Source organism: Chitinophaga sp. LS1, assembly GCF_034274695.1.
Classification (GTDB): Bacteria; Bacteroidota; Bacteroidia; order Chitinophagales; family Chitinophagaceae; genus Chitinophaga.
Window position 1 is genome coordinate 2,593,012 of record NZ_CP128362.1, and the last position, 18,573, is coordinate 2,611,584.

At 41.0% G+C, this 18,573-nt stretch carries 11 protein-coding genes; 8 read left to right on the forward strand and 3 right to left on the reverse strand.

What is annotated here, in order from left to right:
• Nucleotides 1–380 precede the first annotated feature (380 nt).
• A complete protein-coding gene (locus tag QQL36_RS10810; protein WP_321569715.1) occupies nucleotides 381–1,418 on the reverse strand; it encodes a Fic family protein in 1,038 nt (345 codons plus the stop codon).
• Nucleotides 1,419–2,387: 969 nt separating this feature from the next.
• Between QQL36_RS10810 and QQL36_RS10815 the strand changes: the two genes are divergently transcribed.
• The 8 genes from QQL36_RS10815 (at nucleotide 2,388) to QQL36_RS10850 (ending at nucleotide 12,769) form a co-directional block, all read left to right on the forward strand.
• Nucleotides 2,388–4,091: a tetratricopeptide repeat-containing sensor histidine kinase gene (locus QQL36_RS10815; RefSeq protein ID WP_321569716.1), complete on the forward strand. Its 1,704-nt coding sequence runs from the start codon at nucleotides 2,388–2,390 to the stop codon at nucleotides 4,089–4,091.
• A complete protein-coding gene (locus QQL36_RS10820) occupies nucleotides 4,084–4,830 on the forward strand; it encodes a response regulator transcription factor (RefSeq protein ID WP_321569717.1) in 747 nt (248 codons plus the stop codon). The genes QQL36_RS10815 and QQL36_RS10820 overlap by 8 nt, the downstream gene beginning before the upstream one ends.
• A gap of 168 nt (nucleotides 4,831–4,998) precedes the next feature.
• Nucleotides 4,999–6,420 carry a hypothetical protein gene (locus tag QQL36_RS10825; RefSeq protein ID WP_321569718.1) on the forward strand — a complete coding sequence of 474 codons (1,422 nt, stop codon included), beginning with the start codon at nucleotides 4,999–5,001 and terminating at the stop codon, nucleotides 6,418–6,420.
• 30 nt (nucleotides 6,421–6,450) lie between these two features.
• Nucleotides 6,451–7,869 carry a hypothetical protein gene (locus tag QQL36_RS10830; protein WP_321569719.1) on the forward strand — a complete coding sequence of 473 codons (1,419 nt, stop codon included), beginning with the start codon at nucleotides 6,451–6,453 and terminating at the stop codon, nucleotides 7,867–7,869.
• 140 nt (nucleotides 7,870–8,009) lie between these two features.
• Nucleotides 8,010–9,743: an alpha-keto acid decarboxylase family protein gene (locus QQL36_RS10835; RefSeq protein WP_321569720.1), complete on the forward strand. Its 1,734-nt coding sequence runs from the start codon at nucleotides 8,010–8,012 to the stop codon at nucleotides 9,741–9,743.
• 24 nt (nucleotides 9,744–9,767) lie between these two features.
• Nucleotides 9,768–11,786, forward strand: coding sequence for a hypothetical protein (locus tag QQL36_RS10840; protein WP_321569721.1), 2,019 nt, complete (start codon nucleotides 9,768–9,770; stop codon nucleotides 11,784–11,786).
• A gap of 254 nt (nucleotides 11,787–12,040) precedes the next feature.
• Nucleotides 12,041–12,391: a hypothetical protein gene (locus QQL36_RS10845; RefSeq protein WP_321569722.1), complete on the forward strand. Its 351-nt coding sequence runs from the start codon at nucleotides 12,041–12,043 to the stop codon at nucleotides 12,389–12,391.
• Between the two features lie 129 nt (nucleotides 12,392–12,520).
• Entirely contained in the window at nucleotides 12,521–12,769 is a 249-nt protein-coding gene (locus QQL36_RS10850) for a hypothetical protein (protein ID WP_083724178.1), read from the forward strand.
• A gap of 890 nt (nucleotides 12,770–13,659) precedes the next feature.
• Here QQL36_RS10850 and QQL36_RS10855 read toward each other — a convergent pair.
• Complete coding sequence (locus tag QQL36_RS10855; protein WP_321569723.1) at nucleotides 13,660–15,180, reverse strand: SusD/RagB family nutrient-binding outer membrane lipoprotein; 1,521 nt, start codon at nucleotides 15,178–15,180, stop codon at nucleotides 13,660–13,662.
• 48 nt (nucleotides 15,181–15,228) lie between these two features.
• The gene (locus QQL36_RS10860) at nucleotides 15,229–18,366 is read right to left on the reverse strand and encodes a SusC/RagA family TonB-linked outer membrane protein (RefSeq protein WP_321569724.1); all 3,138 of its coding nucleotides are present in this window, start codon (nucleotides 18,364–18,366) and stop codon (nucleotides 15,229–15,231) included.
• Nucleotides 18,367–18,573 lie beyond the last annotated feature (207 nt).

The window sequence follows — 18,573 nt, forward strand, 5'->3', positions numbered from 1 at the left end:
CATGAGTCAATCATACTACGTCCCTTGTCTACTGATCCTTCATTTCAGGATATTGTACTTACAGAAGATCAATCTACAGGCTTTAGGGTACTGACTATTTTCGAATCGGTTTTGTCTTCAAACAGCTAAAGGTACCTACTATGGCTCTTCAGGGAGTGCGCTTAATATTTCCCTAAAAAGGAAGTATAAATTCTTAATCTTTTTCTCCAGTGTTCGAAAATTTGGAGAGGAAAAATTATTGTCGCTATAGTAAATATTTTCGCTTTAAATGTTTAACTGTGTGCATAGCTGTATTGAATCTTCCAAAAAATTTGACAATTCTCCAAACTTCTCCACAAGCCTGTGGGTCATTGTGATCTACAGGCTTTTTTGCACGAGAATCACAAACTATAATTCGTTCCCGGCCCTGAACCATGTTTAATGATCTGTTTTTCATTGACCAGGAAGGTAAGAATCCTTTTGACCGTACCTAGCGGTATGTTCAGTTTCTTAGCTATTTGCCCAGATTGGCATCCTGGATGATTTTCAACAAACATATAAATGCTTTTCTCTTTTGGAGCCAGGCTAATTTCCTTTGCAGCAGCCGTTAATTTAATCATTAACTGACTGCTGATGTTATTTAAACAATCCAGAAAAAAAATAATCCACGGATAAACATCTTCATGCGGCCTTTGTTGCTGGCATTGCATTAATTCTTTGTAATATTCTCCCTTTCTGTTTTCAATTTCATGTTCAAAGCTTACATACTGAATCCATCTGTACCCGTTTTTTAGAAGTAACAAGGTAGCTATTAATCTGCTTAACCTTCCGTTACCATCCTGAAAAGGATGAATACTTACGAAATCGTAAGAAAACAGCGCACACTTTACAATAGGGTGTGTTTCATTGTCCGCATGATACCATTCTATAAGTTCCTGCATTGCATTTTCTGTTTCAATGCCGGGTGCAGTAGTATGAAAGATAACCTGTTTAGCCCCGTCTGGTTTTCTTGCTTCTACGGCATTACTGTGTTGTTTATAATTTCCTCTATGCCACTCGTCTTTACGGCTGTGCTTCATAAGAATATTGTGTAGGCTCTTAATAGTACTTTCGCTTACCCCCATTTCCTCATAAGAATCGGAAATAATATCCAATGCATTAAAATAACCTGCAACCTCCTGGGAATCCCTGTCTTCTAATTTCGATATACTTAATTTATCAATCAGGACCTTTACTTCATCATCTGACATTCTGGAGCCTTCTATTCTTGTAGAAGCGCCAACACTTCTGACTGTTGCTATTGATTTTAAATGTTGTAGGTTTCGTCCTTCTCTTTTTTCAACGGCGGTCCATGAAGCATCAAAGCGGTCTAATTTGCTTATTGCACTGATCAGTTGCCAGTCTGGTTTCAACTGAAATGTATGTACCATATTTTCCATTATGTGAATATAAGCCATTTAATGAAATGAGACGATATGAGACGAAAGAAGACTTAAAATGAGACGATCGTTTAAATACAATTTGAGACGATATGAGATGAATAGAGACTACAAGTAATCCTATAGCTGATTTATCATCAAATTATTTAATGCTTCAAAATCCTCCAAAAACTTCGACATCTCCCCGCCCTTTTCCACTAAAGCGGGAACAGTACAGTAAAATGTATTGTTCCCGTTTTCTTTTTCTGCTTAATCCTTGCCTGGTTGGCCATACACTGGAATACTGCATTTTACATTTCAAAGCCCCGATTGCTCACGGCCTACTTTACGTTTTATACAACATTGTGTGAGATGAATTGTTATGAGAAATTAATATGGATGATTCTCACGAACTGCTCTTTTTTTAAATGTTTATAAGATTATTTAGTCGGGCAATAGTGATTTTTAAGTTTGGATTGTTTCAAAATATCTTACTTTTAGATAATCTTGTCATACCTTATTTTATTACCATTCATATGATAAATCTAAAACACAATGAGTATAGTAAATGTAACATTGCAACCAATACAATGCATTGCACAGCAATCACTTACCCCCTCTAATCCTCCACGACCGGACCCGACTGACAAGTATTACGTATTCGCTCCCCTGATAAATGCCCAATTATTAACCAGTCCAGAAAACACTATACTTGTAAGAGTCACTTTATTAATAGACACCACTGTACAGGCTTCCAATGTAATATATTCGACAGGACATGCCCAAATCACAGATAATGTAATGAGCTGTCGATTCCAATTTACGCCTTCCTCTGAAACCTCACCTAGCAACACTGTTAATGTATACTATACTGAATTCACTTTCATGCAAACTGTAGATAATCCTATTAATACAGTTCAGGTTTATCTAACAAACATTGATCCGCAAACATCAAGAGGCACTGAAACAACTGTACAGAATTGAGTACAAATGACCAAGCTAAAAATCTTCATTATTGTATGTTTGGCATGGCAACCGTTTTCTCTTTTTTCCATGGTTCAGCAGGATAGCTTATTTAGTATTGCGCTAAAAAATAAGGCACTGCAATCCCAATCGAATAAATTTTTTTATTTAACTCATGCGTTTTTTTTAGAACATAACTGGGATTCTACCCTGATCTATTCCATGAAGGTGATTGCCGACGGAAATGCTGATCCCCAAATCATTGATTATAGTCATTACTGCCGGGCTATTAGCTTTAAGGAAAAACAACTTTTTAAGGAAGCAGAAAAAGAACTGGGCCTCATTTCTCCCGGATTTGCTTTTGCTTATAAAGTTACACTTAAACTTGGTGCCATTGCATTAGAACTCAAGAACTTTTCCAAAGCATTAACTTACTTTCAGCAAATTGAAAATCTTCCAGACACGGGCTTCTATGATGTGAAAAAAAGTACTGTTTATCATGATATCGGAATCTGTTACCTGCATTTGAAGAATTTTGCCAGGGCAGAAGAATACCTCTTTAAAAGTGAAAAATTGCAACAGGAGCAAAACGATACCTTGTTTATGATTGGCAGCTACATGGATATTGCGAATGTTTATTACGAACAATATAAGGATAAGCAAGCCATTCCTTATTTTCAAAAAGCGTATCAGTTGTCAAAAAAAACAAACGATTTCGGGCTCAGACGGCGGGCCGCCAAAAACATGGCAGTAGTGGAGGAGAACAGGGAAAATTTTCCGGCAGCTTTGCAATACAGGAAAGAATTTGAACAATGGCAGGATTCTGTTAACGATCAGAACAAAGTATGGACCATTGCCGAGATGGAGAAAAATGCGACGGTCATGCAAAAACAGAAGGAAGTGGATCTCCTGGCGACGGAAAATAAACTGAAAGTAGCCCAGCGGAACACTTTATTAGCCATATTGGTATTATCCATTTCTCTGCTGATAGCGGGAAGCTACTTTTATACACAAAAAATTAAAAGCAATAAGATTATACTTGCTCAAAAACACCAGGTAGATGAACTAAACACCGCAAAAGATAAATTATTTTCTATTGTTAGTCATGACCTGCGCTCGTCTGTTGCCGCACTGAAAGTCAGCAATACTAAATTAACCGGCTGTCTGGAAACAAAAGACATAAACGCATTAGATCAATTATTGCGAAATAACAGCGCTATTACAAACGCCACTTATAGCTTATTGGACAACTTGCTTAACTGGGCATTACTGCAAACGAAACAACTTTATTTTCACCAGGAATCCGTTCACCTGCATTCCATTGTGGAGCAGGTGGCATATAACTACAGGCCCCTGATGACAGAAAAAAACATCAGCTTTACCTGCACTATTGATACCGTTATTTTTGTTTTCGCCGACCTGGATTCTTTAAAAGTTATTTTACGAAATTTACTGGACAATGCTATTAAATTCTCTCATGAAGGTGGTATCATTAAAGTATGGTCGCAGGAAGCAGCAAGCGGTTTTTACAACATGGTAGTTGAGGACAACGGAACAGGCATGAATCCATTATCCCACCAGAGCAGGCAGCCGCATTCAGGAACAGGTCTTGGATTACAGTTATGCAAATCTATGGCTGAAAAAAACGGAGGCTATTTATCTATTGAAAGCCAGGAGGGAATTGGCACCAGGGTGTTTGTATCATTACCTACATACCATCCCCATGGATAATATTCATATACTAATCGTTGAGGATAACCCGGCACAAAGTAAAACACTGGCAGATGTATTGACAGCTCACAGCTATATTATATCAGCAGTAGCAGCCAGTTATGCCGAAGCAATCCATTTGTTTTATAAAAACAAAGTGGATTTGGTAATTATTGATATACTTTTAAACGATATTCCCGATGGAATAACGTTTGCTGAAACCATCAATACCGTTCCGAACTCAGCCAGGCCCTTTGTATTCTTAACCAGCTCGAAGGACCGGCAAATTTTCGAAAGAGCCAAACTCGCCCATCCCTTTAGTTTTTTATTAAAGCCTTTCAATGAGCTGGAAATCTTATATGCCATAGAAATGGCGGTAGAGAAATTTTATGGCCAACAACAGGTATTTACCAGTGAAGAACCAGCTGCTGTAGTGAGCAAAGACTTCCTGTTTATAAAAAAGAAAGGCGCCCTGAAAAAAGTACAAACAGGCGATATTATTTATATTGAAGTGGTAGAAAGATACTGTAACATTATTACAGAGAAAGAAAAATTTCTCGTACAGATTTCGCTTTCTAAAATCCTCGACTTAGTGGATACCACCCTCTTTTACCAGACCCACCGGAATTATATTGTAAATGCTGAAAAAATCATTGAAATCATTCCAGCCGATAACCTTATCCTTTTACAAGGCAATCATCAGGTTCTGTTAAGTGATACATACAAGAACTTTATAAACCGATTCCATATCCTGAAATAGCCAATTCGGTTCCCGCTCCGACTCCTTTCATACCTCCTTTTTGCCTTCTCCCGGCAATGAAAGCCGGTTCTGTGTCATTATACCCGTCATGGGGTAGCAGCCTCCCTATCTTTACATTCCAATTACACGATAACATTACATGGGAATTTTTAAAAATCCACGAATCTTATGATTAAAAATATCCCCACTCCACAGAAGTATTCAGACCTCCGCCTGCGGGTGGTATGGCTACCCCTGCTACTGCTGCTAATACTGCCACAATGTAAAAGCAAACACACTGCGATAGCAAAGTTGGATGAGGCCACCCGGTTTGCCGGTGCTTACCAGCCTCCAGGTGTGGGTTCATTCCCTGCTTCTGCAGCTAAGGTGAACAAGTGGATCACAGACCTCGACGAACAGCAGATACGTGCACATGCCTGGGATATCTGGGAATCGATAAATACGCAGGCGGCAGACAGTATGCCTATCTGGGAAAACTGGTTTTCCGGCTATGAAGTATTCAATGCTCCCACATCATTGGAAGTAAGGAAACACGGTCGGGATTATGAATTTCCCTCGCAGTTTTTCCACACCTCCGCACATGTAAGCATTCCCAAAGACCCGGCAGAGAGGCCTGTTTCTTTTAACCGGTTTTCACCAGAACTAGCCCGATACCTGGTTAGCCATCGGTTAACCAGCGCCAGAGTACTGGATTCCATCAACCAGTCATTCGCACCTGGTACGCCCATCGCGGCAATGCAGGTGAACACTTCTGCCGATAGCGTGGCTCCGAATTCAATCGCCTTAAAACCCGTGTTCCAGTTTATCAGGGGCGATACCCTTACAGCATTTCCCTATTGGGCGGGCGTATCGCCTCAAACGACCACCAATTTTAATAACCCCACGCCAGACACCTGGCGACAATGCGTGGTGATTGACCCCACAGGTCAACACCCGCCAGGCAGCACAGTGTGCATATCATGCAACGGGGAACCAGCGCGCAACTGGCCGGTAGTATCACTGAGAGATTTTTATCATATCAAAATCACGAAAGCAGAGGCTGATTCATTTAGTGTGTTCGCCAATACTTCAGGCGACGATGTGGGAAGGCATAATAACAGTGATTCCGCTTCCGTAGCCGACCTGGTAAAAGCCGGTAATTATGCACTGCTGGTTGCCATGCATGTAACAAGTAAGGAGACGATTAACTGGACCTGGCAAACCTTCTGGTGGAGCCCGGATACGAAGAACCCGGTATTCGGAGCTGATAGGCCGGCTACAATTTCCAAACCCTGGAATAACTATAATATGCGCACGGCTTACTACATGGTTGCCCCTGCAGAAGCCATCACAAACGGGGAACCCAATATCCAGTTTAATCCTTACCTGGAGACTAATTTATCAGGAGCCATACCTGGTAACCTGCTAGGCTCGAACGAAAAAATAACATGGTATGGCAATTTTTCTAATTGCATGAGCTGCCATCGTATGGCTGCATGGGGTAATACGGTCTATATTCCAAACGGCTTTATTAATTCATCGGACTCACTGTTCTTCGCCGCTAAAACAAAAACTGATTTTCTCTGGTCCATACCCACCAGGGCACATTAAACCAAACTATTCATCAATCAAAATTCTGCCATGAAAAAGAAAGTGATACTCTCCATCATGTCGCTAACAGCACTGGGGCTTATCTTATTGCTTGGTATACATGCCGGAAAAGAAAATGCACCACTTCCTGCATTTAATATCCAGTTCTCACCGAATGCGCCGAAAGATCTCGCTACTGATAAAGTTACTGACACACAGCTGGTAGTATTTGCCTGGGAGGAATTCCTGGCGCTGAACTGGAAATCCTCCTACAAGAATAGCGGTCTTCGCGATAATCCTGACCTTAATTGGACTTTCAAAAATGCAAACCCTGATTTGGTAGTTTGGGAAACCTATGCACACCGAACCGAATTAAGGCCATACAATGACTCAATGTTGCCATTTGATGTTGCACCGCATTATAGTTTTGGCCAAAAGCTGTACAAGGCCAGTGATAGCACGAGTTTTACGCTGTTTAATATGCTGGATGAAAACAATGAAATAGGGTCCTGCGATGTGTATGCACATGTGAATGAAAATTATAAACAATACCGTGTATTGTACCAGGCCAAGGTAAACCGCGATGAATACAATTATATTTTACAGCATTATCCTACCAAGGCAAAACTCAGCAGCGCAAGGGCATATACGAAGAAGATGATCGATTCTTTAAAAGCCTATTATCCCGATGTGAAAAATTCCTGTAATTGTCCGCCCGATTATAAAGGCATTAGCCTGCCCTGCGGAAAGAATGGTGGTAAAACGGGTGCAATAGAAGTAAAAACAGCCTGGCGGCAACTGACCCAGGAAGACAACCCGGCGCGGTTCTTTACCAGGACTGTGGTATATTTTACCGGTAATAAGGGTCATGTGGTATATCACAACAAAACGTATGCGCTCATTGGCTTACACATCATTCACAAAACAAACAATTACGAAGATTTTGTGTTTGCCACCTGGGAACATGTAGATGTGCAAAAAGATCACATGGGCTATGTACCGTTGGATAGTAATGGTAATGAAACTAACCAATTCTATAAAGATTATCAACGCCTGCATGCCATACCCTCCCTCGTTAATCAGTCCACCGAATATGTACACAAAAAATTGCGGAACATGAACCCGCAATCCGTTTGGCTCAACTACCGGCTGGTAGGCGTACAGGGTAAGCCTACCAAGGATTCTACCAGTTTTAATTTCTTTCTTGCCAATTATGTAGTGGAATCGGATGCTACCCTTGGCGATTTTAATGGAAGTGGTATTGGTACACCATTCGATCATCTACCCAATACCCTGTATAAAGGCCAGTTTATTTCGATGGGCGGTTGCAAGGGCTGTCACGGCGTAGCACAAATAAAGTTGGGTACAGATTTCTCTTTTTTACTCGATAACGTTGGGAAACCAGTGCTGCGTCCAGACCTTGATGGCGACTCTTCCAAGCTGCAAAGGCTCATTAGGGCTACTCAATGACAACATTGCTTTTTACAAAAACCTGGTTTGTGGTGTTCTGCTCCACAAAAAAGAACTGATCCCGTTCAGTTAATTCAGCTGGAGGTATTCTATTAGTTGCCATTATTTATCAGTAATTATCAAACTAATGCACTTGTAATATGTCTACAAATACATTCACTGTTGCCGATTACTTACTAACACGGCTTAAACAATTAAATGTCACTGATGTATTTCAGATTCCGGGTGACTATGTAAAGCATTTTACCCAGGCTCTTGAGTATTTTAATGGAATAAATGCAATTGGTGCAATAAATGAATTAGATGCCGCTTATGCCGCCGATGCTTATGCAAGAACAAGAGGTCTTGCAGCAGTATCGCTGCAATATGGAGTAAGTACATTCAGTGCACTTAATGCTATTGCGGGGGCTTATGTGGAAAGAAGCCCGATAGTAGTGATTAGTGCTGCTCCAGGTGCGGACATGCGTAACCAAACAGATCGGTACGGAATGATCTTCCATCATTCCACCGGGAACCTGCTCGCTGACCAGAATGTGTATAGTAATGTGACAGTGGCCGCGGAAACATTGAGTACGAATGTGGGTGCACCTGAAAAAATTGACAATCTCCTAATTCAGGCAATTACACATAAGCGGCCGGTTTATATTGCATGCTACAAGGAAGTGTGGCAACAGCCCTGTCCACGCCCTTCAGCAAAACCGTTGCAACCATTGCTAATTAAAAGCGAACCGGCTGCACTTGAAAATGCAGTTGATATGGCGTGGCAGATTATTATCAATGCAAAAAATCCATTGATATGGGCCGGCGTGGAAGTGTTGCGTCATGGACTAACAGGCTTGCTCCAGCAGATCATCGATGCAAGCGGTATTTATTATACGACGACTACTCTTGGGAAAACTGTGCTGGATGAAGATCCCCAAAATTTCATTGGTACATATTCAGATGCGGCTTCAGTAAAAAGCGTATTCGATATCGTTGAGCAATCGGACTGTATCATTTCACTCGGAACAATTCTGACGGATGACTACCTCTGGTTCATGGAGAATAAATATGAATACATGGTACTGGCGTCCACAGATCAGATTCGTGCAGGATATTTTAAATACCAGGAAATAACGATGAAAGATTTCATGGAAGCACTACTCAGGAAATTCAAGACAAGCGCGAAGCCGAAGTATCCGCTCAAAATGACCCCGCCCAAATGGCCAGTATATCCTGAGCCATGGGAATCGAATTCCGATCCGAAATTCAACAGTAAACCGGAAGTGATCACTTTCAACAGGTTCTTCCAGCACACGATGCAATTCCTGCAGGATAATAAAATGATGAACGATGTGAACATGGTGTTTGGTGTAAGCTGTTCGCTGTACGTTGCTGCCAATGCAACAGGATTAAAGCAAGGTAGCTTCATCGGTTCGGCAGCATGGCAATGCATAGGTTTTGAAACCGGTGCAGCACTTGGCGCCCAACTCGGAAGCGGAAAGCGTTCATGGACTGTTGCGGGAGACGGAGGATTTATGATGGTAAGCCAATCGTTATCAACCCTTGCGCGTAACAAAGTAAACGCGGTAATCTTTGTGATGAGCAACGGTGTTTATGCGATCGAGCAGGTGTATGTAGATGTAAAAGCGTTCCAACCCAGTTCGGGAGTACCATTCGACGCCTTTGATATTCTTCCCAAATGGGATTATGCTGCACTGGCTAAAGCATTTGGTGCAGAAAGCTTTTGTGCTGAAACAGTTTCCGATCTCAAATCAATACTTCCTAAGCTGAAAGCCCTCAAGAACAAACCGGCATTGGTTGAGGTGATTATTCCATATAACGATCTGCCAGGACAAATGAATCGCCTGGGAGAAGAAACACTGCCTTTATAACTCAACTTTTAAATCAATAATACAATGAACCCAAAAACATACTCCATTTTCGGAGCCGGAGCTGCAGGATTGTACACCGCATGGCGTTTGCTTGAAGGCAAGACCAATGACCCGACATTCAAATCGAAGCAACTCTCGAAAGGCGATGTGCTTGAACTATATGACTGGGGTAAGTACGATTTTTCAAAATCACATCCTGGTTCCCGTGCTGCGGGGGCACGTATTTGCACCTGGCATTACAAAGATGACAAGGACAACTCTTATGTAGAACTTGGTGGAATGCGTTATTCATTCTGGGATCAAAAATCTCCCCATTCAAATGATGGGCGTGCACCAGGTCATCGTCTGGTAACAAAAACTATTGAAAATCTGGGACTTGACAAATATTCAGTTCCTTTCAATGTTACCAACAATCAATTATTTTATCTGCGTTCACGCAATTTTTACATTAATGATATTACTTCCAGCAATCCCGCCCCTTATAATATAAATAATTTTGGAGCTGGAGCCACACCTGACCAGGCTTTTACCATTCTTGAAAATCTTGGTATTCCTGCCGGGGTGAAAAAAGACGGTGGATTTACCCGTTTAGAATGGTGCAGATTCTACAAGGAAGGACGAATCATCAAAAAACTTCCGGAATCTTCTGTTTTCCAGGAGGGGGATTTACTTAAAGATATTGGTTACTGGAACCTGCTTTACGACCAGGTAGGATCGGAAGGATATGATTATGCAGCCGATGGAAATGGTTATAGTTCGAATGTGATCAACACAAACACTGCGGTATCCATGAATATCAATGATGAATTTACTCCGGGTAGCCAGTATAAAACATTGTCTATTGGTTATTCAGGAATGTTCAATGCACTCTTTGACGAAATTGTGAAGCTATGCAAGCAGAAAGGCATTGTTTTCAAGTATTATCCTGATACTCGCCTGCATTCTATTTTATGGAAAAACAAGAAAGCGGTGTTTACTTATGCATCACGCACAAATCCGAACATAGCCGAAGGAACACGTGAGGCGGATGCTGCATGGCTGGCTATTCCACGTGCAGCCATTGATCTTGTAGCTCAGGCTACCCGCTACCATCAGCCGGCAAAAGATGAGGTAGATGTACTTAATCATGAAAAGGTAAATCTCTATCTGGAATCAACAATCATGCAGCCCTCCTATAAAATAGGAATGTTTTTTGACGATCCATGGTGGACTACAGCGGCAAAAAATAATCCTGCAATTTACCCCGCACAAATTACCGGGTATGTTATCACCCCTGATGTAATTGAGCAACTAGGTAAGGATAAATTTCCTGCAAAGGTATTAAAAGACATAAGCACGCTGATTGATGTTCCTTATTCTGGCCTCAATGAAATGGTGAAAGCAATTGAGAACAAAACCGAAGAAGCTTTGACCATTGCACAGGTAAATCAGTTATCAATAGCTGCACGCCGTGATACCATTGGGCCAAGCGTATCCAATTCCCCAATACGCATGGTTGTTTATTTTGGGAACAACGCTAAAGTGCAAGGCAAAAAACCTATCTATGGCATTCTTGCCAGCTATGATGATGAAGACAATACCACTTTCTGGCAGGAATTAGAACTTGGTGCCAGGCGCGAACGCACAGTTCCGGTTTCCAGTGATACGCAACCACTGGAAGGACCAAGAAAAGTGCCTGAACGCATGGTAAAGATGCTTCGAAAGATGTTGGCTGAACTTCATTATGGACCGAATTCTGATTATAGCAATATTCCCGAACCATTGGAAGCAGCCTATATGGACTGGTCTCTTCCCCCATTCAATGCAGGATACCACGAATGGGCGCCACATTTTGATGTAGGTGATGTGCAACGCAAGATTCGTAAACCTTCTCAACTCATTACCGGAAAAGATGCAGATATTTTCATTGTAGGCGAAGCATACTCTAATGATCAGGCTTGGGTGGAAGGTGCATATTGCACTGCTGAATCTGTGCTAAATGATTTTTTTGGTATAGAGCCGATCATCGATAATAGTGAATATCCATTTATTTGTCCGGAATAGCTTGAAAGCCGGATGTCCTTTTATTTGAATATCTATTGTCATTTGTTGTTGTTCACCAGCAAATTTTATTAACTACAGAACGCCTTGCCTGGTTTTTCCGCTTACTTATCAGCCCATAAAATTTCTGATTTCTTAATCGAAAGCTCTTTAACTGGAGCAGCAAACATTTTATAAAGCGAAACTGATCTCATTCAGACAATTCAATGAGAGGCGGTAACCGAAAAGCCTTATGAGTAGGACTAAAAATAACAATTATGTCCACAATTCAAAACGGAACCTGGAGATTCATTCAAAAGTGGTCTGACTCTTCACATTATTCATTTAACGCAACTTTAATTAATGGCACTTTAACCATTAATGATGGGGAGTTTTTTGGTACATACACTGCATTGGACGGAGCCAATCCTGGTCAAATAGCTATTGCCATTGCCGATTTTACTAATCGCACTATCACATCATATGTTGGTAATTACCAGGGAAACTTAATGGGGGGGCAAATGGTAGGGGCGCCAGATAATGGGGCAGCTACCCCAAAGGGAGTTTGGACGGCATTCCACATTTCTATTCTGGAAATTAATGAAGGATCTTATGGTATAGAAGTATAGTTCTCAGAAGATATTTTAGCCAAACAAGAGCTGCATTTGTTTAAAAACGGACTGATCCTGTTCAGTCACTTCAACAGGAGGAGTAAACCGAAAAGCCTCAAGAGTAGGAAAAATTTAAAAATATAAACTATGAATTCATTTATTGGCACTTGGCAAGACCAAGGCAACGCAAAAATTACAATTACCGGTTCTCAAAATTTTTTAACTGTAACCTATAATAATGGACGAGGTCCATTTCAAGGCTTTGAAATTGATTTAACATCACCGGTAATAAATGTAAACTTTACGGATGATGCGCCATTTGTTGGCGTACTAGGAATTAATAATGGGAAAACGCAGATTTTTTGGATTAATGCCACTGTATGGACAAAAATATAATAACTCATACATAGGCTTTTTACAAAAAAACATCAGTTATTAGTGAGGGGCTGATTAGGGTTATTTGATGAGCAATGCTAATTTATATATATCAAATGCATTTGATGAAAAGTGAGGTGAAAATCACTCTCATATGCGGCCTGTCTATTACAGGAAATTAAATATATAAATTACGATTATCCTATTAGATAGCCGGAACAACACATATTGGACAGCCCTCAATTTTGGACTTGAACTGACTCTGATGACGGCTAAAATGGCCGGACAACATAGGTTTAACGATTTAACAAGTGGTGGAACAGTGACATATGGAAATGTCTACAATATTCAAATGTCGGGCCTGATTGTTCAATTGGAGACATTCAAAGTGGCATTCATGCAACAACTGTCAATTTCGGAAACATTGCAGTACCGTCAACCTCTATTACAAGGAATACGGCGACTAGCCTGACTATACCGGTACCAGCCGGGATAACAGCTACGGGGAATGTCAATGTAACGATTACCAATGCATCCAAAGAATAGCAATTGCCGCAAAATCCTCCAAAAAGTTCGATATGATCCCGCTCCCCTCCACTTAAAATTAAAGCCCTCCAAATCATTGATTTGAAGGGCTTTTTTATTAACTCCATTTTAATATTAAACTACATCAGTTGATTTTAAGTTACCCGACTTATCAGGAATAGTTAAATAAGGTAGGCTAAGTTTAATTCTTATCTGACAATTTCAGCCAGCTTTTCACGGCAAATAGGTACGATCATATTTATTAAAGCTATTGTGAGAGTGGCTGTTCAATTTGATTACACCTAACAGAATAACATAGTATTGGTATCACATAATGACATACAAGATGCCGACTTTGGCCTCGGTTATACGGTTAAGTCATAACATTACTTCAATAACCACATCAGTTTGTTGATTTCATCATAACCTTCATACTGCCGGTTAAGCGCATCTACCAGATGCTCACGGTTATAATTCGTCTCAGATGTTGGATATAGCCAACGCATGGGAATGCCGTTTTTATTGTTGACATTGAGGCTGCTCACTGGATTTACAGGAAACACCGGATAAGCATTGCGACGGTATTCAAAGTAGCTGGTTTCCGCATCCTGCATAAAGTTGAGTAAATAACGCTGCATCCATATCTGCTGTAACTGATCCTGTACAAGGGTTTTGAAAGCAGCTTCCCCTGTAAAGTAACCGTTAATGTAAGACTGGTCAATGCTCATGCCATGTGCATATGATGAAGTAACATTCATGAAAGCTGCCAGTGCATCACTTACTCCCTGTTCGTAGTATACTTGTGCAGTACCGGGAGTTATCCAGCCACGAACGCTTGCTTCCGCCAGAATTAATTGCTGTTCTGCATAGGTTAGCAGACGCCTTGGCTCTGTTGCAACTTCTTCCAGGTAACGTTTGTTGATGACAGAATACTCATTTCTGCTATGGCCGGCGTTCATAGTATCGTATGGCACTGAAACATCAAGACCAACATATGCAGACGAATCATTTGCGGTTTTACCGTTAGCTATCTGCTTCAGGGAAGGCTCGGCGATATAATACATACGCCTGTCATTGAATTTCTTCAGGTTGTCTATAGTGAGGGAACTAAGTAGTGTTCGGCTGGTGAACATATCATTGGTGCTGGACAGTGGGTGCTTATTTTGTGTTGAATATTGTAATCCCCAGTAGCCGGTTCCGCTTTCCAGCAGAAATCCTTTGTTGACAATAGTAATAAACCTGTTTTTGATATCCAGAACGTTATCATCTGCCTTATTGCTCAGACTCATAAGTACTTTCAATGCAAAGGCATTCGTTGCACGACGCCATTTGGCCGGATCTCCGTTGTATGGAGTTGGATCACCAGTGAAGGCCTGTCCATTAGCAAAATATCCGTCAGCTTTATTTAACTCATCCAATATAGCTTTGAATACATCTTCCTGTTTATCATATTGGGGTCTGTAAGATCCTGATGATGCCTTATTCGCATCGCTGTAAGGTATATCTCCCATTTCCATGCTTAGCTTATAGAACATAAATGCACGGGCAAAACTAGCTAAGCCTTTATAAGAGTTTTCCATTGTACTACCCGCAGCATATTCCAGCATTTTATCAATGTTGGGAAGAATTGTCATTAACCCAAAGCTACCATTCCCAAGATTGTTATACTGGGCATCCAGTTGTCCCTCATTGGCATATCCTACATATTTAGGCAGTGCATTCTCTGAAATAAATGATTTACTATCGCTTCCGCCAAATTTGGCTATTTGTAAAATTACATTGGTACAAACCATAGAGGCGCTTACCTGTGTGGTGGTATCGGGATTGATATTGATATCATCAAACTTACTACAGCCTGTAATTATTATCAAAGCTGCTATGCTTAATAATTTCATTATATTTTTCATGATATTTTTTTGTATAATTCTTATGTATGAGGCTTCCTGTTTTTATTTTTAGAAATCAACTTTCAGATTCATTCCCACATAACGTTGTGAAGGATCGCTGAAGTTGTCTACGCCACCATCCGGATCAGAATATTTGAATTTTTTAGACCAGAGAAATATATTTTGTCCTGTTGCAGATATAGAGATTTTTTTTGCATTAATATGGTTACTTATTGCTGATGGCAGATTATAGGTTAAGGCTACTTCTCTTATTTTAAGGAAAGTAGTACTATATACATCTACCGGTGATGCATAACCGCCCCAGGCCGTACCTTTATGCTGGTTGTTCAGATAGGTACTATAAGAAACAGGTGCGTCATTGGCTGCATAAGTACGTGTATCTGATACAATATTTCCATAGGTATCATAAGTTGCTGCACCTGAAACCACTTTTACACCTTTACCGATATAAGTCGCTTTTCCTTGTGCATATTCTGTATAACGTTCCGGTATAATAGATTTGGGATGTGAACCTGCGCGCCACATATACATTTCTGTGGTCGTCTGTGCAAGTCCTCCCACGCGGCCGTCTGCAGCAATAGAAAACTGCCAGTTCCTATAACGCAGAGTAGCATTTGCTCCCCATATCCAGTCAGGATCGGAAAAACCAAAGCGGGACGTATAGGAAGAATATAACGGCAGGCCGTTGCTGTGGATAATATTACCATTAGGATCTTTCTGATAATCGTTCAATACATAAGCGTCTGCACGTTGACCTACTTTAACCCATGGCTTGTCTTCGGAAAATTGTTTGTCCAGTTTGGTGTAATAACGTGCATAAGTAGACCAGTTAATGCCGATGTCTAATTTAAGATCTTGTTTGGCGATTGCAGTAACATTACCTGCTACCTCATAACCACGGCGGGTAATTTCTTCGCTGATATTTACATAATTGCTTGTATAACCCGAAGCAGGACTAATACCAGTAGAACGCAGGAAGTTATACATCCTTTTGCTATAGTAAGTAACATCCACTGATACCCTGTTGCTTAAAATGTTTACAGCAGTACCCACTTCAAAAGTAGAAGCTGATTCAGGCTTTACATCTGTGCCCCGTATGCTGCCGGGTAAAGCTGCAGCACTTAGATTGCCCCATGCATTATTGGTAATAGTATATACGGAATTGATATCGTATACTGCCGCAGGTGTTTTGGAATTAGTCCAGGATCCACGTATTTTCCAGAAGTTAAACCAGTTTGTTTTAGGCATTATTTCTGAGGGTACAAAACTGGCAGAGAAAGAAGGATACACATAAGAACGTGTACTGGATGGTAAAGTAGAACTCCAGTCATTACGAAGGGTCGCTTCTGCAAAAGCTATTCCTTTCCATGAAGTACCAATCCTTCCAAATAAACTGTTCACCTGCTGGCGGTTCAGGGAAGAATTTACCACCGCATTATTTACAGAAGCTTTCAGCGAATAAAATCCCGGAATAGAAAGTCCCCCCTTTGTAAATGCCTCCATGCCTTCATCCCGTCGGTAAAACAAAGTTCCACCCACAAAGCCGTCCAGATGAAAACTACCTATCTGGCCATTCGCATTCAGCAAAAGGTCATTGTTCAGACTATACCCTCTGCCCAATCCCTTATTGAAAGAACCGTTACCGGATTCCCCCCATATTTGTGTTCCATTTAGTATTACTGTGGCAACACCGGCACTAACCAATGATCCCTTTGAAACACGCACTTCCTGTGCGTTACTATAAGTATCAAAACCGGTACGGAAAATACCTTTTAACCAGGGAGTAAATTCATAGTTCATTGCCAGGGATCCGTTGAAGATATCTTTATTGAGACTATGAATACGTTCATAACGGTCGAAATAAGGGTTGTTATTAGTTCCCTTATAACTATTGTTCTGGCTCTCATTCTTAACCAGCCAGTAGTTTTTGTAATCCCTTACATCCCAATCCGGGGCTGACCATACCAGCATGGTATACATAGGGTCATATGCTGTATAACCATTGAATCCGATATTGGGCGAGAATTGCTTATTATAGGACATGGTCGATGTCAGCTCAAACCCTTTGATTTTGATGTTACCACCCATACTATAAGTGACTTTATCAAACATAGAGTTCGGATATTGTCCTTTGTTTTTTACCCAGGTTGCGGAAGCCCTGAAGCTACCCAATTCACCCTGCTGTATAACACTAATGTTGTTATTGAGAATATAGCCCTGATCCAGGAAGTTCTTAAAGTTGTTTTTTCCTCTTGCTATGAATGGCATAGACTTCATAGTTTTGGACACCGGGTCCCATTGAATCACATCCTGTCCTTCCAGGGGAGCTCCCCACGAGCCACTGCTTGACCTGTTATACGTGTTGTTGGCAGTGTTGATCGAACGGCCATAGACAGACTGAAGTTCCGGGATGGCAAGAAAGCCGGCTGTGAACATAATACCACTGTTAACAGAAACACTGAGGCCTTTATTACGACTGCTCTTCCTGGTGGTAACCATGATAGCACCGCTGGCGCCGCGATAACCATATAATGCTGCTGCTGTGGCTCCTTTTAATACGTTGATGCTTTCAACATCATCCGGTGAAATATCCCTCAGGGTCATATTGCCATATGGAACACCATCCACAACCAACAGGGGACTTTCTCCGCGTATCTGTAAGTCAGGAGCTTCTGCAAATTCAGTACTGTTCTTTACCATTAATCCAGCAATCCTGCCAGTAAGTGATGTACCAAGATCTACCCCCTTAACAGTTTGCAGCTTTTCACCGGCAATAGACTGTGTAGCATATCCCAGTGCTTTTTCTTCTCTTTTTATACCCAGTGCTGTCACTACAATGCCTTGTAAAGCACTCGTGGAATCCGTCATTACAATGTTGTAGCTAAGCCGACCTGGTACTACCTTTACGGTCTGTGTTCTTTTTCCTACATAAGAAAAACGAAGTATGGCTCCATCGATTGCCATTATAGCATATCTGCCTTCCTGGTCGGTGTTTGTTCCCACACCCGTCCCTTCAATTACTACACTTACATTAGGAACCGGATTATTCGCTTCATTTTTTACCAGTCCGCTTATTTTAACCTGCTGTGCAGTTACGCTTCCTATCAATAAAGTCGTAAAAAACAACGTGCCTAACCAACGTGTTCGTTTTGTTCCCGTTTGGAAATTCTTAATTTTTGCATTCATAATTTGATAATTGATTTTAAATATTTACAGTCCAGCTTTAACCTGCAAGCCTCACTCAAGGCGAAAAAGGAGGATGCAAAGATATCTTCCGACTCAGGCCGGGAGAAATTCTGCGCCCCTACAATAACCCTACAGAATCAATTTCAATATTGATAATCAATCACTTAATGCATAACAAATTGATAACACAGCTTATGTACTGCTTTT

Bases quoted from the DNA above. Each gene is read 5' to 3' on its own strand.
- QQL36_RS10855 (WP_321569723.1), bottom strand. From the start codon at position 15,180: ATGAAAAATATAATGAAATTATTAAGCATAGCAGCTTTGATAATAATT.
- QQL36_RS10815 (WP_321569716.1), top strand. From the start codon at position 2,388: ATGACCAAGCTAAAAATCTTCATTATTGTATGTTTGGCATGGCAACCG.
- QQL36_RS10830 (WP_321569719.1), top strand. From the start codon at position 6,451: ATGAAAAAGAAAGTGATACTCTCCATCATGTCGCTAACAGCACTGGGG.
- QQL36_RS10820 (WP_321569717.1), top strand. From the start codon at position 4,084: ATGGATAATATTCATATACTAATCGTTGAGGATAACCCGGCACAAAGT.
- QQL36_RS10825 (WP_321569718.1), top strand. From the start codon at position 4,999: ATGATTAAAAATATCCCCACTCCACAGAAGTATTCAGACCTCCGCCTG.
- QQL36_RS10860 (WP_321569724.1), bottom strand. From the start codon at position 18,366: ATGAATGCAAAAATTAAGAATTTCCAAACGGGAACAAAACGAACACGT.
- QQL36_RS10850 (WP_083724178.1), top strand. From the start codon at position 12,521: ATGAATTCATTTATTGGCACTTGGCAAGACCAAGGCAACGCAAAAATT.
- QQL36_RS10845 (WP_321569722.1), top strand. From the start codon at position 12,041: ATGTCCACAATTCAAAACGGAACCTGGAGATTCATTCAAAAGTGGTCT.
- QQL36_RS10835 (WP_321569720.1), top strand. From the start codon at position 8,010: ATGTCTACAAATACATTCACTGTTGCCGATTACTTACTAACACGGCTT.
- QQL36_RS10840 (WP_321569721.1), top strand. From the start codon at position 9,768: ATGAACCCAAAAACATACTCCATTTTCGGAGCCGGAGCTGCAGGATTG.
- QQL36_RS10810 (WP_321569715.1), bottom strand. From the start codon at position 1,418: ATGGAAAATATGGTACATACATTTCAGTTGAAACCAGACTGGCAACTG.